Annotated in this window: 16 protein-coding genes and 1 pseudogene; 11 read left to right on the top strand and 6 right to left on the bottom strand. The window is 74.7% G+C overall.

Going from position 1 to position 26,431, the window contains the following annotated elements:
- Window positions 1-3 precede the first annotated feature (3 nt).
- Together Ani05nite_RS12885 and Ani05nite_RS12880 are read right to left on the bottom strand one after the other, a co-directional pair.
- Window positions 4-2,850 (bottom strand): glycoside hydrolase family 3 protein, encoded by a 2,847-nt coding sequence (locus Ani05nite_RS12885; protein WP_203768212.1) that lies wholly within the window; start codon window positions 2,848-2,850, stop codon window positions 4-6.
- A gap of 213 nt (window positions 2,851-3,063) precedes the next feature.
- Window positions 3,064-4,239, bottom strand: coding sequence for an ROK family transcriptional regulator (locus tag Ani05nite_RS12880; protein WP_239129810.1), 1,176 nt, complete (start codon window positions 4,237-4,239; stop codon window positions 3,064-3,066).
- A gap of 231 nt (window positions 4,240-4,470) precedes the next feature.
- On the opposite strand from Ani05nite_RS12880, the gene Ani05nite_RS12875 reads away from it, so the two are divergent.
- From Ani05nite_RS12875 to Ani05nite_RS12865, 3 genes are read left to right on the top strand one after another with little or no spacing between them, the layout of a single operon-like run.
- Window positions 4,471-6,144, top strand: coding sequence for an extracellular solute-binding protein (locus Ani05nite_RS12875; RefSeq protein ID WP_203768211.1), 1,674 nt, complete (start codon window positions 4,471-4,473; stop codon window positions 6,142-6,144).
- Window positions 6,141-7,172 (top strand): ABC transporter permease, encoded by a 1,032-nt coding sequence (locus Ani05nite_RS12870; protein ID WP_203768210.1) that lies wholly within the window; start codon window positions 6,141-6,143, stop codon window positions 7,170-7,172. Before Ani05nite_RS12875 ends, Ani05nite_RS12870 begins: the two co-directional genes overlap by 4 nt.
- Window positions 7,169-8,086: a carbohydrate ABC transporter permease gene (locus tag Ani05nite_RS12865; protein ID WP_203768209.1), complete on the top strand. Its 918-nt coding sequence runs from the start codon at window positions 7,169-7,171 to the stop codon at window positions 8,084-8,086. Before Ani05nite_RS12870 ends, Ani05nite_RS12865 begins: the two co-directional genes overlap by 4 nt.
- Here Ani05nite_RS12865 and Ani05nite_RS12860 read toward each other — a convergent pair.
- Window positions 8,076-10,268, bottom strand: coding sequence for a glycosyl hydrolase family 95 catalytic domain-containing protein (locus Ani05nite_RS12860; protein WP_203768208.1), 2,193 nt, complete (start codon window positions 10,266-10,268; stop codon window positions 8,076-8,078). The genes Ani05nite_RS12865 and Ani05nite_RS12860 overlap by 11 nt on opposite strands.
- A gap of 49 nt (window positions 10,269-10,317) precedes the next feature.
- Between Ani05nite_RS12860 and Ani05nite_RS12855 the strand changes: the two genes are divergently transcribed.
- The 4 genes from Ani05nite_RS12855 (at window position 10,318) to Ani05nite_RS12840 (ending at window position 15,077) form a co-directional block, all read left to right on the top strand.
- Window positions 10,318-12,339 carry a beta-galactosidase gene (locus Ani05nite_RS12855; protein ID WP_203768206.1) on the top strand — a complete coding sequence of 674 codons (2,022 nt, stop codon included), beginning with the start codon at window positions 10,318-10,320 and terminating at the stop codon, window positions 12,337-12,339.
- 57 nt (window positions 12,340-12,396) lie between these two features.
- Entirely contained in the window at window positions 12,397-13,260 is an 864-nt protein-coding gene (locus Ani05nite_RS12850) for a hypothetical protein (protein WP_203768204.1), read from the top strand.
- A 112-nt stretch (window positions 13,261-13,372) separates the two neighbouring features.
- The gene (locus Ani05nite_RS12845; protein WP_203768202.1) at window positions 13,373-14,491 is read left to right on the top strand and encodes a glycoside hydrolase family 53 protein; all 1,119 of its coding nucleotides are present in this window, start codon (window positions 13,373-13,375) and stop codon (window positions 14,489-14,491) included.
- 28 nt (window positions 14,492-14,519) lie between these two features.
- Window positions 14,520-15,077 carry a hypothetical protein gene (locus Ani05nite_RS12840; protein WP_203768200.1) on the top strand — a complete coding sequence of 186 codons (558 nt, stop codon included), beginning with the start codon at window positions 14,520-14,522 and terminating at the stop codon, window positions 15,075-15,077.
- A gap of 24 nt (window positions 15,078-15,101) precedes the next feature.
- Here Ani05nite_RS12840 and Ani05nite_RS12835 read toward each other — a convergent pair whose 3' ends face one another.
- A complete protein-coding gene (locus Ani05nite_RS12835; protein WP_239129808.1) occupies window positions 15,102-17,090 on the bottom strand; it encodes an endo-1,4-beta-xylanase in 1,989 nt (662 codons plus the stop codon).
- Window positions 17,091-17,375: 285 nt separating this feature from the next.
- On the opposite strand from Ani05nite_RS12835, the gene Ani05nite_RS12830 reads away from it, so the two are divergent.
- On the top strand, window positions 17,376-19,139 hold the full coding sequence (locus tag Ani05nite_RS12830; RefSeq protein WP_203768197.1) for an alpha/beta hydrolase: 1,764 nt from the start codon (window positions 17,376-17,378) through the stop codon (window positions 19,137-19,139).
- An 82-nt stretch (window positions 19,140-19,221) separates the two neighbouring features.
- Entirely contained in the window at window positions 19,222-19,992 is a 771-nt protein-coding gene (locus tag Ani05nite_RS12825; RefSeq protein WP_203768195.1) for a DeoR/GlpR family DNA-binding transcription regulator, read from the top strand.
- Here the strand turns inward: Ani05nite_RS12825 and Ani05nite_RS12820 are convergent.
- Window positions 19,970-22,267: a putative bifunctional diguanylate cyclase/phosphodiesterase gene (locus Ani05nite_RS12820; RefSeq protein ID WP_203768193.1), complete on the bottom strand. Its 2,298-nt coding sequence runs from the start codon at window positions 22,265-22,267 to the stop codon at window positions 19,970-19,972. The genes Ani05nite_RS12825 and Ani05nite_RS12820 overlap by 23 nt on opposite strands.
- 150 nt (window positions 22,268-22,417) lie before the next feature.
- Here Ani05nite_RS12820 and Ani05nite_RS12815 point away from each other — a divergent pair, with 150 nt between their 5' ends.
- Together Ani05nite_RS12815 and Ani05nite_RS12810 are read left to right on the top strand one after the other, a co-directional pair.
- Window positions 22,418-24,544, top strand: coding sequence for a peptidoglycan D,D-transpeptidase FtsI family protein (locus Ani05nite_RS12815; protein ID WP_203768191.1), 2,127 nt, complete (start codon window positions 22,418-22,420; stop codon window positions 24,542-24,544).
- Window positions 24,545-24,571: 27 nt separating this feature from the next.
- Window positions 24,572-25,582 (top strand): LacI family DNA-binding transcriptional regulator, encoded by a 1,011-nt coding sequence (locus tag Ani05nite_RS12810; RefSeq protein WP_203768189.1) that lies wholly within the window; start codon window positions 24,572-24,574, stop codon window positions 25,580-25,582.
- 186 nt (window positions 25,583-25,768) lie between these two features.
- On the opposite strand, the pseudogene Ani05nite_RS12805 reads toward Ani05nite_RS12810, so the two are convergent.
- Window positions 25,769-26,431: pseudogene (locus Ani05nite_RS12805) on the bottom strand (hypothetical protein); the annotation flags it as partial.

Genomic DNA, 26,431 nt, shown 5'->3' with positions numbered 1-26,431 from the left:
ACCTCAGCCCGCGCCGAACCCCACCCGGCTCAGCCGGGCGCCGGCGGTGGGGAAGACGAGGTAGAGGTCGCGCCGGCCGGTCGCCCCGGTCAGCGGCGCGGCCACCTCGGCCCAGTCGTGCCGGCCGGCGGTGGCGGGCACGTCGAACACGGCCGCGACCGGTCCGGACAGCGGCTCGTCGAGCCGGACCTCGATCCGGGCGCCGGGGCCGGCCGCCGCCGCGGCCGCGGTGATGCGGTCGGTGCCCGCGCCGAAGTCGACCCGGCCGAAGGCCAGCCAGGCGCCGTCGCGTACGGCCACGACCGCGTCCCCGCGCTCCGGGCCCTCGTCGGTCAGGGCGGTGCCGTACTCGCCGTCGCGGCTCGCCGCCCGCAGGCCGGCGGCCCGTCGGCCGGGCAGCTCCTCGCCGTGCACGGTCAGCGTCGTGCTCGCCGTGAGGTCGGTGCAGGAGCGGGCCGCCAGGACGGAGTGCCGGGCCCGTTCCACCACCGGCCGGTCCTGGACCACGTCGAAGAAGGCCAGGTCGTCCACCCGCAGCGGGAGGGTCACCGTGGCCCGCTCGCCCGGGGCCAGCCGGACCCGCCGGAAGCCGCGGAGCTGCCGCAGCGGCTGCTTGTCGCGGGAGCGGCGCTGCCGGGTGTAGAACTGCACGACCTCGGTGCCGGTCCGGTCGCCGGTGTTGACCACGTCCACGCTGATCAGCACCTCGGCGCCCGGCTCCGCCTCGGCGGCGCTCAGCCGCAGGTCGCTGTGCGCGAAGCGGGTGTAGCCGAGGCCGTGGCCGAACGGGTACAGCGGCACGCCGCGGAAGTAGAGGTAGGTGGCGTCGCTGCCGATGATGTCGTAGTCGAGCAGGTCCGGCAGCTCGTCGGCGCCGCGGTACCAGGTCTGCGGCAACCGGCCGGTCGGCTCCACCGGCTCGCCCTCCGCGGTCTCGCCGAGCAGCACGTCGGCCAGCGCCGCACCGAACTCCTGGCCGCCGTGGGCCGACCACAGCAGCGCCGGCAGGTGCTCCTGGGCCCAGCCCACCGCGTACGGGTAACTGCTGGTCAGCACCAGCACGGTCCGCGGGTTGGCCGCCCGTACGGCGCGCAGCAGCGCCTCCTGCCGCGGCGGCAGCGCCAGGTCGAGCCGGTCCTCGGTCTCCCGCCCGGCGACCATCGGGTGGTTGCCCAGCACCACCAGCGCCACGTCCGCGTCCCGGGCCAGCGCCGCCGCGGCCGCGACCCCGTCCTCGGCCAGCTCCAGCGTGAAGGCGGTGGCCGTGTCCGGTCCGGCGGCGTCGGCGCGCAGCACGCCGTCGGGGCCGGCCGCGACGTACCGGTTGCTCGCCAGGTGTCGCAGCACCACCGCGTCGCCCTGCCGGACCGGCTCGAAGGTCTCCCGGACCACCCACTCGCCCGGCTCGGCCCGGTCGTTGACCAGCGTGCCGCTCTCGTCGGCGCGCACGTACCGCCGGTTCGCGGCGCAGCGCAGCGTGATCGTGCCGCCGCCCCAGTCGAGCAGGTCGAAGCCCGCCGCGGGGCCGGTGGCGGGCTCGCCGACCCGCAGCGCGGCGCCGTCGGGGCCGTCGCCGCCGAGCACCGTCCCGCCCGGGGTGCGCAGCCGGACCCGGTCCACCCCCTCGGCGGTGCGCACCGCGTCGTCACCGAGGCGTTCCGCGAGGCCGGCGCGCAGGGTCACCGCGTACGGCAGGGTGCCGCTGTACCAGTCCGCCAGCACCGTGTCGCCCAGCGGGCCGAGCACCGCGACCGTGCGGTCCGGGGCCAGCGGCAGCACCGCGTCGCTGTTCTTCAGCAGCACCACGCTCGCCCGGGCCGCCTCGCGGGCCAGCCGCTGGTGCTCTACGCAGTTGACCACCGCTGCGGTCGTGGCGGCGTACGGGTTGGGCTCCTCGGGGTCGAACTCGCCCAGCCGGAACCGGACCGCCAGGATGTGCCGGGCCGCGTTGTCCACGTCGGACTCGGCGAGCAGGCCACGCTCCAGGGCCTCGTGCAGTCGGCCCAGGGTCGCCTCGGCGTCCTCGGTGAAGCAGTCCACGCCGGCGCGCAGGGCGGCGGCGAACCCGGCGGCGTGGTCGCTCAGGTAGTGCTGGTCGCCGGCCAGGTTGCTGCCGGCGAACGCGTCGCCCACGACCAGCACGTCGTCGCCGGTCCAGGAGCGCAGCTCGTCGCCCAGCAGCGGGCTCAGGTGCGCCGGCCGCCCGTTGACCAGGTTGTACGACGCCATCACGGCCACCGCGGCGCCGGTGGCGACGGGCTCGCGGAAGGCCGGCAGCTCGTACTCGTGCAGCACCCGCGGCGGCAGGTCGCTGGAGGTCAGGTGCCGGTCGGTCTCGTTGTTGTAGCCCAGGAAGTGCTTGAGCGTGGGCGCGGTCCGCAGATAGCGCGGGTCGTCGCCGCGCAGCCCGCGGGCGTACGCGGTGCCCAGCACGCCGGTGAGCCAGGGGTCCTCGGCGTACCCCTCCTCGTTGCGGCCCCAGCGCGGGTCGCGCAGCGGGTTGACCACCGGGGCCCACACGTTGAGGCCGACGCCCGCGGGATCCTTGTGGTGCAGGCCGCGCACCTCGTCGCCGACCGCGGCGCCGACCCGGCGTACCAGTTCCGGGTCCCAGCTGCTGCCCAGGCCGACGGCCTGCGGAAAGACCGTCGCCGCGCCGAGCCACGCCACTCCGTGCAGCGCCTCGGTGCCGGTGCGGAAGGGCCCGACGCCCAGCCGGGGGACCGGCGCCTGGTGCTGGTGCAGCAGCGCCACCTTCTCCGGCAGGGTCAGCCGGGCGAGCAGGTCGGTGACCCGGTCGGACAGTGGCCTGCCCGGGTCCTGGAAGGTGCCGCGGACCGGCTCGGTCATGGCGGGTGTTCTCCTCGGCGTGGGATCGAGGCGTGGCATTCCCGGGCCGTGGCTGCGGTGGGACTGTCGAAGCGCTTCGATGAGGATCCGGAAAAGGCTCCGCCGCGACGGCGCAGTTACACCCGTGTTACGGCGGAGCCTTCTGAGGTTGGCACCAGGCATCGACGCCGGTCAAGGGGTACGGCGAGATCCGTCGGGCCCCCGGCCCGGGGCTCAGCCGGCCGACGCCGGCAGCTGGCCCGACTCGAGCCGGTCCAGCGCGAGCATCGCCCCGCCCAGCGCCGCGCCGTCCGGGTGCAGAGTGGACGCCGTGACCCGGCAAGCGGTCTCGCCCGGCGCTCGCGCGGCCAGCTCGGCCTGCACCGCGGGCAGCAGCCAGGGCGCCAGCGTCGCGAAGCTGCCGCCGAGCACGACGACCTGGGGATCGAGCAGTTCGGCCAGCATCGAGACGCCGCGGCCGAGCAGCCGGCCGGTCTCGGCGAGCGCCCCGGTGACGTGGGCGTCCCCGTTTCCGGCGAGCGCGGTGATCCGCTCCAGCTCCGGGGCGTAGTCGACGATCGGGCCGTCCGGCGCCGTGTCCGGCAGCGCGCGGCGGACCAGCGCGGGCAGCCCCGCGACCGCTTCCAGGCAGCCCTGCCGCCCGCACCGGCACCGGGGTCCGGCGCAGTCCACCTGCAGGTGACCCGCCTGCCCGGCGAAGCCCCGCCCGCCGCGCAGCGCCCGGCCGTCGGCCACGATGCCCGCGCCGATCTCCACGCCACCGACCAGGGCGATCAGGTGGGGCGTGTCGGCCTCGGCGCCGCCGCGGTACTCCGCCAGCGCGGCCAGGTTGGCCGAGCTCTCGATCACCACGTCGTACTCCGGGTGGCGCAGGCCGCGCTCCAGCGCCGCGCCGAGATCCAGCGCGGGCCGGGCCAGGTGCGGGGGGAACCGGACCCCGCCGCCCGGCGCCACCAGGCCGGGCGCGGCCACGGTCAGCCCCAGCACCCGGCGCTGCTCGGCCGCCATCTTGGCGACCACCCGGCCGGCCAGCGCGGCCACCGCGGCCTCCGCGCGCCCGGGCGCGCCGTCCAGGCCGGCGTGGGCCCGGCGCCAGGTCAGCAGCCGCTCGCCGGTCAGGTCCACGGCGATCGCGACCAGGTGGTCGGCGGCCAGCTCGATCCCGATGGCGGCGTACGGCCGGCTCTGCAGCGTCAGCATCGACGCCGGCCGGCCGATCCGGTTCTCGGTCAGCCCGGTCTCGCGCAGCAGGCGCCGCTCCAGCAGGTCGGTGACCAGGCTGGAGACCGTCGCCTTGTTGAGGCCCGTGGACGCGGCGATGTCCGCCCGCGAACAGGGCGCGTGGGTCCGGACGAACCGCAGCACCACCGCCAGGTTCGTCGTCCTCACGTCGGACAAGTCCGCCGGCCGCGTCATGCCGTGCGTACTGATCACGTCAGTCCTGCCTCTCGCCGCCGGCCTTCCCCGGCCGGCCCGCTCATCATGCCGCACCCCCGCCGCCACCGGGCGCGGGCGACTCTTGTGGGTCCATCGACGGTCGGCTAATTTGTTTGGCTACAAGCTAAACAAACTCTAGCGGGAGGGTCTCCCTCCCGTCGACCGTTATCAGAGGAGCGCGCCGTGACCACACCCACGGGCCCGACCGCCGACCGCCGGGGCTTCCTGAGCCTGCTCGGTCTCGGCGCCGTTGCCGTCGCGAGCGGAGGAACGCTGGCCGGGTGCGGCGACAAGGCCACCCGCGGCGGTGGCACGCAGAACCTGGACAAGCTCTCCGCGCTGCTGCCGGAGCAGCGGGCGTTCGCCGGGACGCCCCAGCCCGACATCAAGGGCACCCGGCCGGTGCCGGACGGCTACACCAAGTTCCCGGCCGAGCTGATCGACGCCGTCGCGGACAAGCCCGGCGCCGGGGGCCCGGCGATCCGGGCGATGGTGCCGGTCTGGGGCCCGGCGCCGCCCGCCGGGTCGAGCAACAGCTACTTCACGGCGGTCAACGCCGAGCTGGGCGCGACCGTCGAGTTCAGCATGCAGGACGGCGCGGCCTACGCCGACAAGCTCGGCGCGCTCCTGGGCGCCCGCGACGTGCCCGACCTGCTCTGCGTGCCGAGCTGGGAGGTCGAGAAGCTGGCCCGGTTCAGCGACGCGGTCGGTGCGCTCTTCGAGGACCTGACCCCGTACCTGCAGGGGAACAAGGTCGCGGCGTATCCCATGCTGGCCACGTTCCCGGCCGGGGCCTGGCGCGAGTCGTGCTGGAACGAGCGGCTGATGGCCGTGCCGAACCCGACCGACGGCCCGTTCCCGTGGGCGCTCTTCCAGCGCAAGGACCTGCTGGACAAGGCCGGGCTGGCCGCGCCGAAGAGCATCGACGAGCTGTTCTCGGTCGGCCAGGAGGTGACCAACCCCGGCAAGGGCGTCTGGGCCTTCTCCGACATCTTCCAGATGGTGCAGATGTTCTACAAGGCGCCGGGCAGCAAGGGGGGCTGGCGGCTCAGGGCCGACGGCACCCCGGAGTTCAAGTACGAGACACCGGAGTACCGGCAGGCCGCCGAGTTCATGGTGAAGGTGTACAAGGCCGGGCTGGTGCACCCGGACATCGTGGCCAGCAAGGGCGCCGACGCCAAGCAGCTGCTGCAGGGCGGCAAGATCCTGTTCCACCAGGACGGTCCCGGCATGTGGCAGCCGATGCAGGCCGAGCAGCAGAAGATCACGCCGGGCTTCAACATCCAGCCGGTCCCGCTGTTCTCGGCCACCGGCGGCGACCCGCTGGCCTGGGGTGACGACAAGCCGATCTCGTTCCTGTTCATCAAGAAGGGGCTCGGCCAGGCCCGGGTGGAGGAGCTGCTGCGCATCATCAACTGGTGCTCGGCCCCCTTCGGCACCAAGGAGTTCGACCTGCGCGAGTACGGCGTCGAGGGCCGGCACCACACCCGCACCGCCGCCGGGCCGGCCAAGACCGAGCTGGGCTTCAAGGAGATCCAGAACCAGTACTTCTTCATCAGCGGCCGCAGCCCGGTCGTGCCGCCGTCCCCGCAGACGCCCGACTACGTGCCGCAGGTGATGGCCTACTCCAACGAGACCGTCAAGTACCTGGAGAAGGACCCCTGGGACGGGCTCAAGTTCGAGATGCCCGCCAAGTACAAGGCCTCCACCGTGCCCACCGAGGACAAGATCACCGACATCGTCCGGGGCCGGCGCCCGCTGACCGACCTCGACGCCGTGGTCAAGGAGTGGCGGGCGGCCGGCGGCGACGAGGCCCGCCAGATGCTCGCCGCGGCGCTGGCCGACGCCGGACGATGAGCGCTGATCAGGCCAGCCGGCCGGCCCCGGTGGTACCGCCGGAGCCGGTCGCGCCGGGGCCGCCGGCGTCCCGCCGCCGGCGCGCCGAGCGGCCCCGGCGCTCCCCCCTGCGGGCCCGGCTGCGCCGCGACTGGCCGCTGCTGGCCATGGTGGCGCCGGGCGCGCTGGCCCTGCTGGTCTTCCACTACCTGCCGGTGCTCGGCAACGTCGTGGCCTTCCAGGACTACAACCCCTACCTGGGCGACGACGCGCTGTCGGCCCTGCTGGCCAGCCCGTTCGTCGGGCTGGCCAATTTCCGGGACCTGTTCGCCGACCCGGCGTTCTGGGACGCCCTGTGGAACACGCTGTCCATCACGGCGTTCCAGCTGGTCTTCTTCTTCCCGCTGCCGATCGCCCTGGCCATCCTGCTCGACAGCATCCTGTCGCGGCGGCTGCGGAGCTTCGTGCAGACCGTGGTCTACCTGCCGCACTTCTTCAGCTGGGTGCTGGTCGTCACGTTCTTCGTGCAGATGCTCGGTGGGGCCGGGCTGCTCTCCCAGGAGCTGCGCGACGCCGGCTTCTCGCCACCGGAGATCATGTCCAACCCGGACACGTTCATCGTGCTGGTCACCGCCGAGGCGGTCTGGAAGGACCTGGGCTGGGGCACGATCGTCTTCCTGGCCGCGCTGGCCGCGGTCGACCCCAACCTGTACGAGGCGTCGGCGGTGGACGGCGCCGGGCGCTGGCGCCGGCTGTGGCACATCACCCTGCCGAGCCTGCGCCCGGTCATCGTGCTGCTGCTGATCCTGCGCCTCGGTGACGCCCTGTCGGTCGGCTTCGAGCAGTTCATGCTGCAGCGCGACGCGGTCGGCCGGCAGGCCGCCGAGGTGCTGGACACCTTCGTCTACTACCAGTCCATCGCCACCGGGGACTACGGGTTCGGCGCGGCCGCCGGGCTCTTCAAGGCGGTGGTCGGCCTGGTGCTCATCCTGGCCGCCAACAAGATGGCCCACCTGCTCGGCGAACGAGGGGTCTACTCGCGATCATGACCACGACCACCCGCCCCGCGCGCCGCCGGCCCCCCGGACGACCGGCCTGGGAGGAGGATCCCGGGGTCGCCGGCCGGACCGCCAAGGGGACGGTGCTGACGGCGGTCGTGCTGGCCGTGCTGGTGCCGCTGTGGGTGGTGCTGGTGACCAGCCTGTCGTCGCGGGAGACCATCAACGCCGCCGGAGGGCTGGTGGTGGTGCCCCGCGGCCTGGACCTGTCGGCGTACCGGATCATCTTCTCCGGCGGGCAGATCAGCAAGGCCCTGCTGGTCAGCACGCTGGTGACGGCGGCCGGCACGGCGTTCAGCCTGGTGCTCACCGTGCTGGCCGCGTACGGCCTGTCGCGGCCCGGCTCGCTGTTCCACCGCGGCCTGCTCTTCTACTTCCTGCTCAGCTTCCTGATCTACCCCGGCCTGGTGCCGAGCTACCTGGTGGTGACCGGGCTGGGGCTCAAGGACAGCCTGTGGGCGCTGATCCTGCCGGGCGCGGTGAGCGTGTTCAACCTGGTCGTGGTCCGGGCGTTCTTCCAGAACATCCCGACCGAGCTGATGGACAGCGCGCGCATCGACGGGGCCGGGGAGTTCCGGATCCTGACCCGCATCGTGCTGCCGCTGTCCCGGGCGGTGGTCGCGGTGGTCGGCCTGTTCTACGCCGTGGGCTACTGGAACATCTGGTTCAACGCGCTGCTCTACATCGACGACAACGAGAAGTTCCCGATCCAGCGGGTGCTGCAGAGCTACATCCTGGCCGGGCAGTCGCCGCAGAACGCCGGCGCCGCGGCCGCCTCCCTGCCGCCGACGCTGGCGATCAAGATGGCCGTGGTGGTGGTGACGGTGGCGCCGATCGCGTTGGTCTACCCGTTCGTGCAGCGGCACTTCACCCGCGGCGTCATCGTCGGCGCGGTCAAGGGCTGAACCGCACCGGCACCGGCCGGCCGGCCGGCAGGGTCACTGTCCGGTACGGCGCCCCGAGGGCCGGGGCGCCCACCTCCACCGTCGTCGCGTGGCGCGCACGGAGGACGGCGTCCGCGCGGCCCGGTTCCCACCGCAGCTCGAGGACCCGCACGGCGTCGCGGGCGGCGAGCCCGGTGACCCGGCCCCGCGGCCAGGCCCTGGGCAGTGCCGGCAGCAGGTCCAGCCGCCCGTGGGCCGAGCGGACCAGCATGGCGGCGACCACCGCCGGCAGCCCGCCGGCGATGTCCACGTTGAACAGGGCGTCCCGGTTGTGCGTCGGCACCAGGTTGTCCCGCCAGTACCGGCCCGCCATCGCCTCGACGGTGGCGTACGCCTCCTCGGCCAGCCCCAGCGCGGCCGCGGCGAGCCCGAGCTGGGCCAGCCCGTACGCCATCTCGTCGGACGCCGCACCCGCCCACCAGGCCAGCCGGCTGCGGACACTGGCCACCGCGGCCGCGCGCAGCCGCGGATCGTCGGTGATGAGCGGGTCGGGCTCGTACCAGAGCGGCCACAGATGCGAGGCGTGCCGGTGCGCGGGCTGGTCGTCGAGCCCCGGGTGGCACCACTCGGCCAGCAACCCGCCGGCGACCCGGTAGCGGGGGAGCGCGCCGAGCAGCGCCCGCCACCGCGGCGCGGCCGGGTCGTCGAGGCCCAGCTCGGCGGTGCCGCGCAGCAGGTTGGTGAGCAGGTCGCGGACCACGGCGACGTCCATGGTGGCGTCGACGCAGGCCTGCGAGCCGGTCGAGGCCGGCGCGTTCTCCGGCGAGTAGGAGGGGCTGAACCGCGCGGCGCCGTCGCGGACCTCGACGAAATCGAGGTAGAAGTCGGCGGCCTCGCGCAGGAACGGCAGTGCCCGGTCCCGCAGGAACTCCCGGTCGCCGGTGTAGCGCCAGTAGTCGACGTAGAGGCGGCCCAGCCACGCGGCCCCGGCGGTCCAGAAGGTGAGGCACCACACGGGGCCGAAGTGGTTCTGCCGCCCGTGTGTGGACAGGTGCGCGGGGGCCAGGAGGCCGCGGGCGCCGTACAGCCGGCGGGCATTGTGCCGCAGGTCGTCGCGGTGGGCCTCGATGAGGTCGAAGACCGGGAGCAGCAGCTCGGGGGTGGCCGTCGGGAGCAGGGCGGCGACGGCTGCGGGGAGGTTGCCGTCGAGGGTGTACCCGCTGGACCACGGCGGGGTCCAGGTGCCGCTCCACACGCCCTGCAGGGTCGGTGGGAGGTCACCCGTGCTGCTGATGACGGCGTAGCGGCCGGCGTCGAAGAGGCGCTCCACCAGGGCCGGGCCGACCGGCTCGGCGAGCAGGGCGGCGGTGGGGGCGGACCGCTGGGCGGGACCGGCGGCCAGGTCCAGGTGGACGCGGCCCATGAGCCCACTGTGGATGGTGCGGTGCTCTGCCAGCAGCGTCTCGTAGTCGCCGGTCACCTCCGGCTCGGGGTCGCCCGGCAGCAGCGTGCGGATGACCAGGGTGGCGTCCGAGCGCACCTCCAGCCCGGGGCCGCGGGGGACCGCCGCGTCGCCGGTGAGCAGCTGGCAGCGCACGCGGTAGCCGGTGAGCGCGCCCGGCCACGCCGCCTCGAAGGTCGCGCTCAGCGTGAGCCCGCCGGCCAAGGCGCGGGTCCGTGCCTCCACCGGGACCGGCGGGATGCCGTCGATGAGGCCGAGCGCCAGCGTGCCCGCGAAGCCGCCGGCGGCGGACAGCCGCAGCACGATCGCGTCGGCGGGCCGGGAGGCGAAGACCTCGGCCCGCGCCTCGCCGCGCTCGTCGCGCCAGCCCAGCGTCACCACGCCGCTGGCGAGATCGACGTCGCGCCGGAAGTCCACGCCCGCGCGGTGCGGGCGCACGGTCAGCGTCGCGGCGCCGACCAGCGGATCGATCCAGAGCGTTTCGGCGTACGCCGGTTCGCCGGCCACCGCCCGGTCGCACACCGCCTGCGCGGCCGCCGCGTACCGGCCCTCGTCGAGCAGGCGCCGCAGCCGCGGCAGGACGGCCGCGGTGTCGGGCGCGGCCAGCGGCGCCCGCAGCGGGAGGAACAGCCGCTCGTGCGAGACGGTCAGCCGCAGCTCCGCCGGGGTGCCCCAGCACAGCGCGCCCTGCCGGCCGTTGCCGGTCACCAGCGCGTGCTCCCAATTGACAGTGTCCCGCACCGGCCCTAGTTTGGCTGGAATCCCAACAAACTACAAGCGGGGGAGCGGCATGCCACGGCTGCTGTACGGCGGGGACTACAACCCCGAGCAATGGCCGGCCGCGGTGCACGCCGAGGACGCCGAGCTGATGCGCCGGGCCCGGGTGACCACCGCGACGGTCGGCGTGTTCGCGTGGTCCCGGCTGGAGCCCGCGCCGGGCCGGTACGACTTCGGCTGGCTGGACGAGGTGCTGGACCGCCTGGCCGCGGCCGGCGTGGACGCGGTGCTGGCCACCCCCACCGCGTCGCCGCCGCCCTGGTTCGGCCTGGCCCACCCCGAGGCGCTGCCGGTCGACGCCGACGGGGTGCGGCTGAGCCACGGCAGCCGGGACACGTACTGCGCGAGCGCGCCGGCCTACCGCGCGGCCGCCCGGGGCATCGCCGCCGCCCTGGGTGAGCACTACCGGGGCCACCCCGCGCTGGCGATGTGGCACGTGCACAACGAGTACGGCACCACGTGCCACTGCGAGCTGACCGCCGAGGCGTTCCGGGACTGGCTGCGGCGGCGCTACGCCGGCCTGGACCAGCTCAACGACGCCTGGACCACGGCGTTCTGGGGCCAGCACTACACCGACTGGGCGCAGATCCGCCCGCCGCGGCGCACGCAGTACCTGCCCAACCCGGCCCAGGTGCTGGACTTCCGGCGGTTCACCTCCGACGAGTTGCTGGCCGCGTACGTCGAGCAGCGCGACGTCCTGCGCGCCGCCACGCCCGGGGTGCCGGTGACGACCAACTTCGTGCTGGGCGGCTGGGTGCCGGTCGACCACGCCCGCTGGGCCCGCGAGGTGGACCAGGTCGCGATCGACCACTACCCGTCCGACCCGGGCTCCGGCGCCGAGGAACAGGCGGCGTTCGCCGCGGACCTGGCCCGCGGCTGGGCGCGCCACACCCCGGGCGGGTCCGGATGGTTGCTGATGGAGACGGCCCCGAACCTGGTCTACGCCGCCGACCGGATGCACACCAAGGAGCCGGGGCGGATGGCCCGGCAGAGCCTGGCCGCCGTGGCCCGGGGCTCGCGGGGCGCCCTGTTCTTCCAGTGGCGGGCCCCGCGCGGCGGCGCCGAGCTGTTCCACTCCGCGCTGGTGCCGCACGCCGGCCCGGACAGCCGGGTGTTCCGTGAGACGGTCGCGCTGGGGGAGGACCTGGAGCGGATCGGCGAGACCGCCGGGGCCGCGCTGCCGGCCCGGGTGGCGATCGCCTACGACGAGCCGTCGGCCTGGGCCCTGCAGGCGCCCGGGCTGCCCTCGACCCGGCTGGACCACGCCGAGGAGGCCCAGCGCGCGCACCGGGCGTTGTGGCGGCGCGGCATCCTCACCGACGTGCTGGGTGGGCTGGACGGGCTGGCCGCGTACCGGATGCTGGTGCTGCCGATGCACTACCTGCTGACCGCCGACCAGGCCGGCGCGCTGCGGTCCTGGGTCGCGGCGGGCGGACACCTGGTGGCCACCTTCCTGAGCGGCGTCGCCGACGAGCACGCCCGGGTCCGCACCGGCGGCTACCCGGGCGCGCTGCGCGACCTGCTGGGCGTCCGGGTGGAGGAGTTCCACCCGCTCGGCCCCGACGACCGGGTGCGCCTCACCCCGGCGGCCGCCGGCGACCTCTGGCTGCCGTCGGGGGCGACCGGCGACCTGTGGAGCGAGACCGTCCACCTCGCCGGCGCGCACGTCCTGGCCCGGTACGCCGGCGGCGTCCTCGACGGCCGGCCCGCGCTGACCCGGCACACGGTCGGGGACGGCACGGCCTACTACGTCTCCACCCGGCTCGACCCGGACGGCTACGGCGAGCTGCTGGCCACGGTGGCGGCCTCCGCCGGGGCCGGCCCCGAGGTGCCGGGACTGCCGCCGGGGGTGGAGGCGGTGCGGCGGCACGGGGACGGCGGCCCGTGGCTGTTCCTGATGAACCACACCGGCGACGGGGTGGAGGTGCCCGCCGCCGGATTCGACCTGCTGACCGGGACCGCCGTGGCCGGGGCGGTCCGCCTGCCGGCGGGCGGCGCCGCGGTGATCCGCGAGGGCTGCCGGCCGGGGCTCTGACCGGCGGCGCCTGCTGACCGCCGAGCTCACCCGCCGCCGGCTGTAGATTGACCGGTCGTGACCATCGTGCCGGAAGAGCTGGCCCAGCAGGCCGCGCGGTTCGCCGCCGCCCACGAGATGACCGTCGTCCCGGCGATTCCCGAGGCGACCGGCGGGCTGGTGGCCGACATCGATCCGGCTGCGATGACCCTGGACGCCTTCCTCGCCCTGGCGGGAAGGTTCGGCGGTGGTCTGCTGTACCTGCGGCTGCGGAGGGTCCGGGACGGACTGCCACCCTCGCCGGAGTTCGCGCGGCACGCCGGGGAGGCCGGCGCGGTCGAGCTGGCGTTCGTCGCGAACGGGGTGCTGCACTGCTGGGAACAGGTCACGGACTGGTTCGACGAGTGGGAAGGCCGTTCGCTCGAGCAGCGTGGGCAGGAGATCGCCGACGCGCTCCGCCGGGACGTGGCCGGTCCTGCCCCGGACGACTCCGGGCAGGACCGCGAGGACCAGCGGGCGTACGAGGAATACCAGGCGATGACCGAGCACCAGCGGGACGAGGTCATCGACGGGGTTGTCGGTCTCCTGCTGGCGGACCCCGAGTTCCGCGCGGCGAAAGGGGACGGTCAGCGTCACACGATCGCCAAGCGGGTCGTGCGGTCGGCGGGAGTGAACCGGTGGCTCCACAGTGCGGCCCGCAACGCGGCCGTCCTCACCGCGGCCGCGCGGGCCGGAGAACACCACGACGTGATCACCGGGCGCCTGGATGAGCTCGCGGCGCAGGTCCGGGACGGCGAAGGGTACCGCGCGGCGGCCTCGGCCGCCGGCCGGCGGCGCGCGGTCGAGACGTTCCTGCAGGAGCTGGCGGACGGCTACTGGATCCCCGGGGACATCCGGGAAGAGGTGTACGCCCGGACCGTCCGCCTGGGCCGGACCGGCTGACTGGCCCGACCCGCGCCTGTGAGCGCTCCCAACCGTCTTGACATCTATTTACATCTGTCGATCCGCCGGTTTAGTGTGAGCGCTCCCAGTCCCGACCGACAGGTGGCCGCGCATGTTCGCTCGTCAGATCCGCCGGCGGCTGGGCGCTCTCGGCGCCCTCATTGCCGTCACCCTGCCCGCCGCCGTGCTGGCCGCGGCCCCGCAGGCGCAGGCCGCCACGCTGTCCATGCGCGGCGCCGACGTCTCCACGCTGCAGCGCGCCACGGACCTCGGCGCCAGGTACTACACGGCCGCGGGCGCCGAGGCCGACCCGCTCGACATCCTCCGGGGCGCCGGCGTGAACTACGTCCGGCTGCGGGTGTGGAACAACCCGGCGAGCGGCTACAACGACGCCGCCAAGGTGCTGGCGTACGCCCGCACGGTCAAGGCCAAGGGTTTCAAGCTGCTGGTCGACTTCCACTACTCCGACACCTGGGCCGACCCGGGCGTGCAGACCAAACCGGCCGCGTGGGCGAGCCACGGGATCAGCGCGCTGACCAAGGACGTCTACGACTACACGTACGGCTTGTGCAGCAGCCTCAAGGCGCAGGGCACCACCCCGGACAGCGTGCAGATCGGCAACGAGATCAACGTCGGCATGCTGTGGAACGACGGCAAGGTCGTCAACAACGACTTCACCAACCTGAGCCTGCTGCTGAAGTCGGGCTACAACGCCACCAAGGCCTGCAACTCCACGACCCAGGTGATCATCCACACCGCCAACTCCGACAGCGACGCGCACGCCCGCTGGTTCTACGACGGGATCCGGGCCAAGGGCGTCACCTGGGACATCACCGGCCTGTCGTACTACTGCAACTGGCACGGCACGATGGCCAACCTGACCAGCGTGGTCGCCGACGTCATCGCCCGCTACGGCCGGCCGGCGATCCTGGCCGAGACCGCCACGCCGTTCACCCTCAACAACGCCGACGGCACCGGCAACAGCATCACCACCGCGTGCTCCGGCTACCCGGCGACGTGGGCCGGGCAGGCGGCGGCGTTCACCGCCGTGCAGAACGCGGCCAAGGCGGGCGGTGCGACGGGCGTGTTCTACTGGGAGCCGACCTGGACCGCGGTGCCCGGCAACGGCTGGAACCCGGCCAACATCGCGACCTCGGGCGACGGCTGGGACAACATGGCCGTCTTCAACTGGACCAACGTGTTCAACGGCGCCGTGAAGTGGATCAGCTGAGCGGTGGACGCCGACGAGAGGGGACCGGGTGGCAGCCGAGCCGGCCGGCCGTGACCCGCGGATCACCTTCGGCAGCGGGGGCGACCGGCTCATTCTCAAAATCGTCTTTCTGATCACGCTGGTCGGGTTCACCGTCGAGCTCGGCCGTCCGTCGGTCGCGAGTTGGTGCTCCGACGCCGCCTTCGCCCTGTTCATGGCGTCGGCCTGCTGGTTCGCGTTCCGGGCCGGCTTCCGGACCCGGCTCGTCGCGCACGCCCGGTCCTTCGCCGTGGTCAACCTCCTCAGTGTCCACGACGTCCCCTACGGCCGGGTCGACGGCATCGTGCTGGACTGGTTGTCGATCCGGCTCGTGCTGGCCTCGGGCCGCCGGATCCGGGTGTGGGGGCTGCCCGAGTCGTTCCTCGCCGCGCGCGGGGACCGGGCGCGGGAGCTGGTGCGCCGGCTGAGTGACCTGGTGGAGCAGCGCCGGCAGCCCGGCGAGCAGGCTGCCGAACACCGCCGGGTCATCTTCGCCGACTGGTGGGTGTTCGTGGCCGTGCTCGCCACCTTCTCGGCGGCGATCGTGCACCGCACCGTCAACGGCTGACCGGTAACGGGCTCGCCCCGCCGGTCAGCCGCAGGCTTGTCCGTTGAGGGTGAAGGCCGCCGGCACGCTGTTCGCGCCGGTCCACGAGCCGAGGAAGCCGAACGACGCCGTGCCGCCGGCCGGGACGGCGCCGTTCCAGGACACGTTGGCGACGGTGACGGCCGCGCCGGCCTGGGTCGCCGTGCCGTTCCAGGCCTGGGTGATCCGCTGGCCGTCGGCGAACGACCAGCCCAGCGACCAGCCGGTGAGCGCCTGGCGGCCGGTGTTGGTCACGGTGACCTCGCCCTGAAAGCCGCCCGGCCAGGTGCCGGTGACCCGGTACGACACCGAGCAGCCGGCGCCCGGCCCGGACGAGGCGGACGCGGACGGGGACACGGAGGCCGAGGGGGAGGCGGAGGCCGAGGGGGAGGCAGAGGCCGAGGGGGAGGCAGAAGCCGACGGTGAGCTCCGGCCGATCACACCCCAGTACGCCTCCTTGGCCTGCAGGGCGGTGTCGAACAGCAGCGGCGCGTCCTTGCGGGTCACCGGGAACGTGTCCAGCCAGGTGTTGTCGTCGGCCAGTCCCCACACGGTCACCGAGGTGATGTCGCCGGCGTACCGGCGGAACAGCGCGACCATGTCGCGGTACACGGCCGCCTGCCGGAGCAGCCGGTCGGCCGGCGGCGCGGGGAAGCTCTCGTCGTTCGCGCGGTAGATGCTGACGTCCATCTCGGTGATCTGCTGCTCGACGCCGAGCGGCTGGAACGTGCGGATCATCGCCTCGGTCTCGGCCACGCTCGGCCAGTCCACGTTGATGTGCATCTGATGGCCGACGCCGTCGATCGGGACGCCCTCCGCGCGCAGCTCGGCGACCAGGTTGAACAGCGCGTCGCGCTTGGCCGGGACGTTGGTGTTGTAGTCGTTGATGAACAGTTTGGCGTGCGGCGCCGCCTCGCGCGCCACCCGGAACGCCGTGCGGATGTAGTCCAGCCCCGTGATCGTGTACCAGGGGCTGCGCCGCAGGCCGTCCGGCTGGCTCTCGTCGATCACCTCGTTGACCACGTCCCAGACCCCGATGTCGGTGCCGTAGTGGGCGGCCACGGTGCGGATGTGGTTGCTCAGGCGGGCCAGCAGCAGCTCCTTGTCGGCCGCGGTCGCGGTCATCGGCGCGCCCGCCGGGTCGGTGAAGACCCAGGCCGGCGTCTGGTTGTGCCAGAGCAGGGTGTGGCCGCGCACGGCCATCCCGTGGGCTTTGGCGTACGCGATCAGCGGGTCCGCGTCGGTGAAGCGGAACGTGTTCTCGGTGGGCTCGGTCGCGTCCCACTTGAGCGCGTTGCCCGGGGTGACCGACGAGAAGTGCCGGGCCAGCAGCTGCCCGTGCGCCCCGACGGTCTCCGCCGCGGTGATCGCCGCGCCCACCGGGAACTCGGTCACCACGTCGCGGATCGCGGGGATGTCGGTCTGGACGGGCCGCGCCGGCACGTACGAGATGCTGACGTCGTCGAGGAAGAACGAGCCGGTGGCGCCGGCCGTCTCCACGTACAGGCTGAAGAAGTCGACCTCCGTGGCCGGGGTGTACCGGCCGGTCAGCTGGGTCCAGCCGCCCGCGGTGACGGCGGTGTTGCCGGCCACCTGGTCGTAGGAGGCGACGCCGCCGCTGCGGCGCTCCACGCTGAGCCGGGCGCTGTCGGCCGCCGCGCCGTCGGCCGGCCGCACCCAGGCCGAGATCGTGTACTGGGTGCCCAGCGCCAGCCGGCCCAGCACGTCCAGGGCCGGACCCTGCCAGGTGGCGGCGCGGGCGGTGACCGCCAGGCTGGCCGACCCGCCGTGCGCGACCGTCGTGCTCGGGGCCAGGGCCGCCGCGCCGCGGGGCGCCCACCCCTGGGTGGTGCCGTCCTCGAAGTCGTTCGTCACCACCGTGACCGGCGCGGGCTCGTCGGCCGCGGCGACCGGGCCGGCGGCCATCAGGGCCGGGGTGGCCAGGGCCGCCGCGGTCAGCAGCGCGAGCGCGGCGCGGGTCGGGGTCAGGCGCATGGCGGGATTTCCTCACGACGGTCAAGACAGTGACGATCATCGTTACATGGGAGCGCTCCCACGACAACGACGGGTTTGCCGGGGCGCCCGGAACCGGGTCCACCGCGCAGCCGCCGCGCCGAATCGAACATGAACCGACACCATGGCTCATCCGGCCCATCGGCCGTGGGCCCTCCACAGTGGCCCGGCGTGCCCCGGGGACCATTGACAATCCGGGGATTTGTTGCCAACGTTCGACCGTCGTGTTTCGTGTTGGTTTTTGTTCGGCTCATCGAGGAGCAGACCATGCCCCGGATCCCTGCCCGCGCCCTGCTGGCATCCCTTCTCGCCGTGCTGACCCCGGCGACCGTGGCCGTCGCGCCGACGGTCGCCGCGGCCGGCCCCCGCCCCGCCGACACCTCCTGCGCCACCACCGGCTCGGTCGACTTCGGCGTGGACCTGGCCGGCGCCGGCTGGCGGTTCCGCACCGGCGACGACCCCGTCTGGTCCGACCCGTCCTTCGTGGACACCGGCTGGGACGCCTGGTCGGTCCCGGACGACTGGGGGGCCACGAACCTGTCGACGTACGACGGCTTCGCCTGGTACCGCCGGACGTTCACGCTGCCCGAACGCCCGGCCGGGGTCACCGACTCGGCCGTCGTGGCCGCCCTCGGCAAGATCGACGACGCCGACCAGACGTTCCTCAACGGCCGCGAGATCGGCCGCACCGGCGGCTTCCCGCCGGCCTTCAACTCCACCTGGGAGGTCCCGCGCGAGTACTACCCGGACGACGGCCTGCTGCGCTGGGGCGCCACCAACGTGCTCGCGGTCCGGATCTACGACGGCACCGGCGGCGGCGGCTTCCACCAGGGCCCGGTCGGCCTGTTCTCCGAGGCCCGGCTGCGGACCCTGGCCGGCATCACCGGTACGGCGGCGAGCCCGGCCCAGCTCGCCCACGCCTGCGCCGTCCTCGGCCGGCAGCGGAGGGCCCTGGCGGCCGGGGACCTGCGCGCGTACGCGGACACCCTGGCCGGCGACTTCTTCCACCAGGGTGACACCGCCGCCCGTCGCCTCGGTGACCTGCGCGCCGTCCGGGGCCCGGTGACCCTGCGGGACAGCCAGGCCGAGGTCTTCGTGGACGCCCAGGGCCGCCTGGTCGTCGACACCATCCGGAGCTGGACCGGCGCCGACGGCGCCGTGCTGCAGCCGGCCACCCGGGAACTGCTCTACCTCGACCCGCGCCGCGACCGGGAACTGGGCGACCACGCGCGCTTCTTCCGCGACAGCTACGCGTCCACGGCCATGGGCCGGCGCGTGCAGTTCGACGTGTACCTGCCGAAGAGCTACACCCGCACCTCCGCCCGGCGCTATCCGGTGGTGTACATGCTGAACGGCTTCAACGGCAGCAACATCGAGTGGGAGGCGCGCGACATGGACGCCGTCCTGGACCGGCTGACCACCGACGCGCGCCTGGCCGAGTCCGTGGTCGTCTTCCCGGACGGCGACAGCGGCTGGTACGTGGACACCTCGGCGGGCAACTTCCGCTCGATGATCGTCAAGGAGATCGTGCCGCTGGTGGACCGGGCGTACCGGACCATCCCGGACCGCGAGCACCGCGGCCTCAGCGGCGTCTCGATGGGCGGCCAGGGCGCCTTCACCCTGGGGCTGGCGTACCCCGAGGTGTTCAGCTCCATCGCCAGCCACATGGGCGCGCTGAGCCTGGCCCCGCTGGCCGGCACCGCCGCCGAGCAGGCCGCCAACGCCGGCCAGCAGCCCATCGCGCTGGTCACCGGGATGACCGCGGCGGAGCTCAACCGGCACACGTACTACTTCGACGGTGGCGACCAGGACGACTACCGCTTCGGCGTGGCCGCGCAGCGGATGAGCACGGCGCTGGCCGCCAAGGGGGTGCGGCACGACTACCAGCTGGGGCCGGGGCGGCACGACGACGCGTACTGGATGCCCAAGCTGGACCGGTCGTTCGGGCTGCACACCGCGCAGTTCCGCGCCCACCCGTACCGGCAGCCCCGCGAGCCACACCACCCGCGGACGCCGTACGTCTGGCCGTGAGCCGCCGGGGGTCGGCGAAAGCGTGCGACATTGTCGGACGCGGTGCGTTGACCCCCGTTTCGGCCCTGCCTACCGTCGCGGCATGAATGCGGCGGTGCTGCGGCAGGCCACCATCCTCGATGTGATCAACCGGGACGGCGGGGCCCGGACCACCGACCTCGGGCACCGCCTCGGCGTCTCCCGCGTCACCGCGCGCCGCGACATCGAGGCGCTCGCCGGACGGGGCCTGGTCTCCCGGGTCCGGGGCGGCGCGATCGCGCTGACCCGGGGCCCCGGCCCGGCCGGCCGCCGCGACGGCGGCCGGCGCCGGGAGAAGCTGGCCATCGCCCGGGTCGCCGCCGGGCTGGCCCGCGCCGGCCAGGCCGTCGGCGTGCTGGCCGGCACCACCACCGCCCTGCTCGCCGCCGCGCTGCGGGAGGTGCCCGGCCTGACCGTGGTGACCAACTCGATCCGGGTGGCCGACGTGTTCCACGACGACGCGCGGCCCGACCGCACCGTGGTCCTCATCGGGGGCACCCGTACCGCGTCCGGCGCGCTCGTCGGCCCGGTCGCGCAGCACACCGCCGCCGGGATCAACCTCGACCTGCTGTTCCTCGGCGCGCACGGGATGACCGCCCGGGCCGGGTTCACCACGCCGGACCCGGCCGAGGCCCGGACCCACGGCCTGCTGCTGCGGGCCGCGCGCCGGGTGGTGGTGCTCGCCGATCACACCAAGTGGGGGGTGACCGGCGTGGCCACCATCGCCCCGCTGGCCGCCGCGGACGTGCTGGTCAGCGACGAGGGGCTGGGCCGCACGGCCCGCGCCGCCCTGCGCGGGCACGTCGGCGAGCTCAGGCTGGCGGCGCCGGGCTGACCGCGCCGGCCGGGCCCCACCAGTCGCCCGTGCCGTCCCGGTGGTCGCCGCTGTTCCGCGACTGGCGCAGCAGCGCCTCGATGTGCGCCGGCCCGGCCGGCCGGGCGAACAGGTAGCCCTGGCCGTACGTGCAGCCCAGCGCGCTGAGCAGGGAGTGCTGGTCGAGGCTCTCGATGCCCTCGGCCACGGTCTGCAGCCGCAGCGCCCGGCCCAGCTGCACCACGGCCTCGGCCAGGGTGGCGTCGTCGGGGTCCGTCGCGATCCGGTCGATGAACGCTTTGTCGATCTTCAGGATGTCGATCGGGAACCGCCGCAGGTACGACAGCGACGAGTAGCCGGTGCCGAAGTCGTCGATGGCGATGTGCACGCCCAGGGCGCGCAGCTCGTGCAGGGTGCTGATGGTGGCGTCGGTGTCCCGCATGAGCAGCGACTCGGTGATCTCCAGGACCACCCGGCCCGGGTCGATCCCGGACTCCCGCAGCACCGCGGCGACGTCGCCGACCAGCCCGGCGTGCTGGAACTGGCGGGCCGAGAGGTTGATGCTGACCCGCAGCCGCCCGGCGTCCGGGACCTCGCGGTGCCAGGCGGCCACCTGCCGGCACGACTCGGCCAGCACCCAGTGCCCGAGCGGCACGATGAGCCCGGTCTCCTCGGCCAGGGGGATGAACGTGTCCGGCCCCAGCAGGCCGCGCTCCGGGTGCTGCCACCGGACCAGCGCCTCCACGCCGATCAGCCGGCCGGAGGGCAGGTCGACGATCGGCTGGTAGTGCACCAGGAACTCGCCTGCGGCCAGCGCCCGCTCCAGCTGCGCCCGCGCCTCGGCGTCCTGGACGGCGTCGGCGTACATCGCGTCGTCGAACACCACGGCGCGGTCGCGTCCGGCGGTCTTGGCGGCGTACATGGCCAGGTCCGCGTCGCGCAGCAGCTCGTGGGTGTCCGCCTCGGAGGAGGTGTCAGTGATCTTGGCCGAGGCGATGCCGATGCTGGCCGTGGTGATCAGGTCGCGGTGACCCACCCGGACCGGCAACCGCACGACCTCCAGCAGGCGTTCGGCCAGCGCCGCCAGCTCCAGGTCGTCCAGGCCCTCGACCAGCACCGCGAACTCGTCGCCGCCGAGCCGGGCCAGGGTGTCGGCCGGGCGGAGACAGCCGGCCATCCGGGCGGCGACGGCCCGGATGAGCTCGTCACCGGCGCGGTGCCCGAGCGTGTCGTTCACCTTCTTGAAGTCGTCCAGGTCGATCAGCAGCAGCTCCACCCGGCCGCCGCTGCGCCGGTTGCGGGCCACCGCCTGGTTCATCCGGTCGCCCAGCAGCGCCCGGTTCGGCAGGCCGGTGAGGGAGTCCTGGAACGCCTGCCGGGTGAGCTCGCCCTCCAGCGCCTTCTGCGCGCTCACGTCCCGGATGGTCAGCACGACCGCGCCGATGTGCGGGTCGTCCAGGCGGTTGGTGCCGGTCACCTGCACGTGGAACCACCGCCCGTCGGCGTGCCGGCAGCGCGAGTCGATCCGGGTCGTCCGGCCCGGCCCGGCCGCGTGCAGCTCGGTGATCCAGGCGACCACCTCGGCCAGGTCGTCGGGATGGGTCATCGCCATCAGCGTCTCGGCGGTGAACTGCGACGCCTCCCGGCCCAGGATCCGGCCGGTCGAGGAGCTGGCGAAGACGACCTGGCCGTCGGCCACGGCCAGCACGGCGTCCGAGCCGTTCTCGAGCATGGCCTCGCTGCGGCGTTCGGCCCCCGTGCGCTGGGCGTCCTGCAGGCGGCGGTTGTGCGCGGTCAGCACGCACAGCCCGACCACGACGGTCAGCACCATGCCCAGGGAAGCCACCAGCACCGGGTTCGGCCGCGCCGCGGTGAGCGCGAGGACGAGGTAGCCGGCCTGGGCCAGCAGCCCCAGGCCGAGGATCGTGCGGGGCGACGCCAGCGCGGCGGCGGCCACCACGACCACGATGGCCCCGGCCGGGTAGATCGCCGTGCCGTCGCCGTCGAGGCGGGTGAAGACCAGGATGCCGGCCAGGCAGGCGACGTACCAGGCGGTGAGCCAGCCGGTCAGGCCGGGGCGGCGCACCAGCCGGGGCCACGGCAGCGCGCCCAGGCCCAGCAGCACCACCATGGCGAGCGCGAGCGGGACGAGGCACCAGCGGTACTGCGGCGCCCAGGCCACCTCGACGCGGAGCGCGCCCATGGCGGTGAGCGCGGCGACGATCCCCAGGTCGAGCCGGATCTGCCGCGCGCGGTAACGCGCCGAGGAGACGTCGGAACCGGCCCAGTGCTGCACGACCCCACCTGTCGGACGCCCGGGGCCGGTTGAGAGGCAAACGGCCGAACTTCTTTCGCCGGGAACCGTCCGCGGGCACCGGCCGGCGGCGGGTGGAGCGGGCCTGACAAGATCGCGGTCGTCGATGCCGCTCATGCGAGGACCGCCGCCATGCCCCGCGACCGCTCGTACGACCCCCGCGACCAGTCCGCGTCCCGGGGCGGGCCGGATGATCCGCTACGGGACGCGCTGGACCTGGTGGGGGACCGGCGGGCGTCCCGGCGCCCTTCCCGGCCGTCCGCCGCCTCCGGCCCGTCCGCTGCCGCCTCCGGCCCGTCCGCTGCCGCCTCCGGCCCGTCCGCCGCGGGCGCTGCCGCGTCCGCCGGCGCGTCCGCCGGCCCCGGGCCGGTTCTCGCGCCCGGACCGGCCGCTGGGTCTCGGCGGCCGGCCCGGCCTCGGCCGTCTCGCCGGTCGCGGCGTTATCCGGCGCCCGGGCCGCGGCCGCGATCCCGTCCCCGGACCCGGCTGGCCGGCGGCCGCCGCCGGATCCGGCTGGCCACCGTGTTCGCCCTGGCGCTGTTCACCGCCATCGGCGTGCGGCTGGTGGTGCTCCAGGTCGGCCAGTCGCCCGGGGCCCGCGACCTGCTGGTCGCGCAGCAGCGCAGCCGGCTCGTCGAGATCCGGCTGCCCGCGCCGCGCGGCAGCATCGTGGACCGCTCCGGGGCCGTGCTCGCCCGCAGCGTCGAGTCCCGGTACGTCTACGCCGACCCCGAGCTGATCGAGGACGCCCCGGCCGCCGCCGCCCGGCTGTCCCCGCTGCTCGGCGTCGCCCCGTCCCGGCTCACCCGGCTGATGGCCCGGCACAAGCTCCCCGGCGGCGCCGACGCGCGGTTCGCGTACCTGGCCCGCGGCGTCGACCTCGCCCAAGCCGACAGCGTCGACGCGCTCGCCCTGGCCGGCATCGGCACCGGCCGCGACGAGCGCCGCCAGGTGCCCGGCGCCGACCTGGCGGCCAACCTGATCGGCTTCACCGGCGCGGACCGCACCGGGCTGGAGGGGCTGGAGGCCCGCTACGACGACGTGCTGCGCGGCCGCGACGGCCGGCTCGTCCAGGAGCGCGGCAACCCCGGCGTCGACGACGGGCGGCTGGCCAAGGAGATCCCCAGCGGCCACCACCGGCTGACCCCGGCCCGTCCCGGCGGCACCCTGCACCTGACCATCGACCGGGATCTGCAGTTCCAGGTGCAGGGCGCGCTGTGCCCGCCGCTGGCCGAGGCCGGCGCCACCCTCGGCGCGGCGGTCGTTCTGGAGGTCCGTACCGGCGAGGTGCTGGCCCAGGCCAGCTGCCCGGGCTTCAACGCGGCCGAGCCCCTCCGGTACGAGCCCGCCGAACGCGCCGACGTCGCCAGCGGCCTCGCCGCCGAGCCGGGCTCGACCCACAAGGCGTTCGTCGTCGCCGCCGCGCTCCAGGAGGGCGTGATCACCGCCGACACGACGGTGCCGGCGGGCGAGACCCTGGTGCGCGGGGGTACGCCGTTCACCGACGACCACCCGCAGCCGCCCGGCACCCGGCTGACCGTCGCGCAGGTGCTCGCGTACTCGTCGAACGTCGGCACGATCGCGATCGCCGACCGCCTCGGCCCCCAGCGGATCTTCGACTACCAGCAGCGGTTCGGCCTCGGCCGCGCCACCGGCGAGGGCATGCCGGGGGAGAGCGCGGGCCGGCTGCTGGACCCGCGGCAGTGGAGCCCGTCGGCCTCCGGCTCGGTCCCGATCGGCGCCAGCGTGGACGCGACGCTGCTCCAGATGGCCGCCGGGTACGCGACCATCGCCAACGACGGCACGTACGTCGCGCCGCGGCTGGTCCGCGCCACCGTCGACGCCGACGGCCGGACGACCCCCGCCCCGGCGCCGCTGACCCGGCGGGTGCTCAGCCCGGAAGTGGCCGCCGAGGTGCGCACCATGCTGGAGGCCGTCGTCGTGCTGCCCGGGGCCACCGGGCGCCGCGCGGCCGTGCCCGGCTACCGGGTCGCCGGCAAGACCGGCACGCTGGACCGGCTGGTCGACGGCCGGTACACCACCGCGAACGCCGTGTCGTTCATCGGCCTGGCCCCGGCCGAGACCCCCCGCTACGTGGTGGCCGTCTCCGCCGCGGTGCCCGAGGGCGCCGGCGGCGACGTGGCGGCGCCGCTGTTCAGCGCCATCATGGGCCAGACCCTGAGCCGCTACCGGGTGCCGCCGTCCGCGGCCCGCCCACCGTCGCCCGGGTGCGCCCGCAAGGTAGGTTGTGGCTGGTAAGGCACCACGGGCCGAAGGGGAGGGCCGATGACGACGGAGCGGTCCCGGTCCACCGGGCGCCCCACGCTGGACCAGGTCGCGGAGCGGGCCGGGGTCGGCCGCGGCACCGTGTCGCGCGTGGTCAACGGCTCGGCCCAGGTGAGCCCCGGCGCCAAGGCCGCGGTCGAGGACGCGATCGCGGAGCTCGGCTACGTGCCCAACCGCGCCGCCCGCACCCTGGTGACCCAGCGGACCGACTCGATCGCCCTGGTCATCTTCGAGTCCGGGGAACGCTTCTTCGCCGAGCCGTTCTTCGGCCGCATCGTGCAGGCCATCGCCTCGGTGCTGGTGGAACGCAACCTGCAGATGGTGCTGATGATCTCCCAGTCGCCCCAGGAACGGGAACGGCTCGAGGGCTACCTGACCCGGCAGCACGTCGACGGCGCGCTGCTGCTCTCGCTGCACGGCACCGACACCCTGCTGGCCAAGCTGGAACAACGCGGCGTGGCGACGGTGCGGGCGGGCCGGCCGACCGAGGCCGAACGGGGCAGCTTCGTGGACGCCGACAACCGCGGCGGCGCCCGCGAGGCGGTGGAGTACCTGCGTCGCGCGGGACGCCGGCGGATCGCCACCATCACCGGCCCGATGGACATGGCGCCCGGCCTGGCCCGCCTGGACGGGTACCGCGACGTGGTGGGCGAGGGCATCGTCGAGCACGGCGACTTCAGCGAGGAGGCCGGCGCCGCCGCGATGCGCCGGCTGTTGCAACGGCACCCGGACATCGACGCCGTCTTCGCCGCCTCGGACATGATGGCCGCGGGCGCGCTGCGGACGATGCGCGAGCACGGCCTGTCCGCGCCGGGCGACATCGCGGTGATCGGCTTCGACGACTCGGTCATCGCCCGGCACACCGACCCGCCACTGACCAGCGTGCACCAGCCGATCGAGGAGATGGGCCGGCAGATGGTCCGGCTGCTGCTGGCCAAGATCGACGGCGACGACCCCGGGCCGGGCGGGCCCGTGCTCAGCACCCGCCTGGTGCTCCGCGGCTCGGCCTGACCGCACCCGCCATCCCGCGGCCGCCGCGTCAGCTCCCATCGCCGTCCGCGTCTCGTCACCGCGGGCTGCGTCTCGTCACCGCGGGCCGCGTCTCGTCATCGCCGCCTGCGTCTCGTCGCCGCGGGCCGCGCCGTCACTCTCGTTGGGCGGCCCGCGCCTTCGCCGTCCGCCGCCGCGGGGCGGTGATCAGCTGGAGCCGAGCGCCTCGTCGAGGTCGTCCAGGCGGGAGCGCAGCACGGCCGCCCGGGCGGCGTCCACACTGCCCTCGGTGACCCGGTCGTCCACCTTGCGCCGCAGCTCGGCGGCCTGCTCCTCCGCCGCCCGCCCGTTCGCCCGGCTCAGCGGGCGCAGCAGGTTGAGCAGGTCGACCGCGACGTCCGGCCGGATCTGTCGCGCGGCCCGGCCGGCCTCGATCGCCGAGCGGACCCGGGCCAGCGCGACATCCACGTCCAGCGGCGCGGCCGTGGTGGCCGCCGCTCGCGGGGTCGCCGGCACGGTCGCGGTCGCCGAGGCCCGCGGGCTCGCCGACGGTCGCGGGCTCGCCGGGGGCGGCGTCGCGGCCGGGGACGGTCCCGCCTCGATCGTCTGCCGCGACGTGCCCAGCGCGGCGAACAGCGCCAGCACGGAGACGACCAGGGCCACCAGCGACGACCAGAGCACGAGCCGCCGCCGGCCCGACCCGGCCCGGCCACCCTCGCGGTGCGCCGGCCCGCGCCCCCGGCCGCCGTCCGGGCTCCACTCCGGACGCCCGGGCGCGACGACCGCCGTCGACCCCGCGCCGGCAGCCCCGCCGAACCCCGGCTCCGCCACCACGCCGGAGCCGGATGCCGCCTGCCCGGCCGGTCGGGA

The organism is Actinoplanes nipponensis (genome assembly GCF_016862275.1).
GTDB lineage: Bacteria > Actinomycetota > Actinomycetes > Mycobacteriales > Micromonosporaceae > Actinoplanes > Actinoplanes nipponensis.
This window is presented reverse-complemented; position numbering and strand designations above follow the sequence as displayed.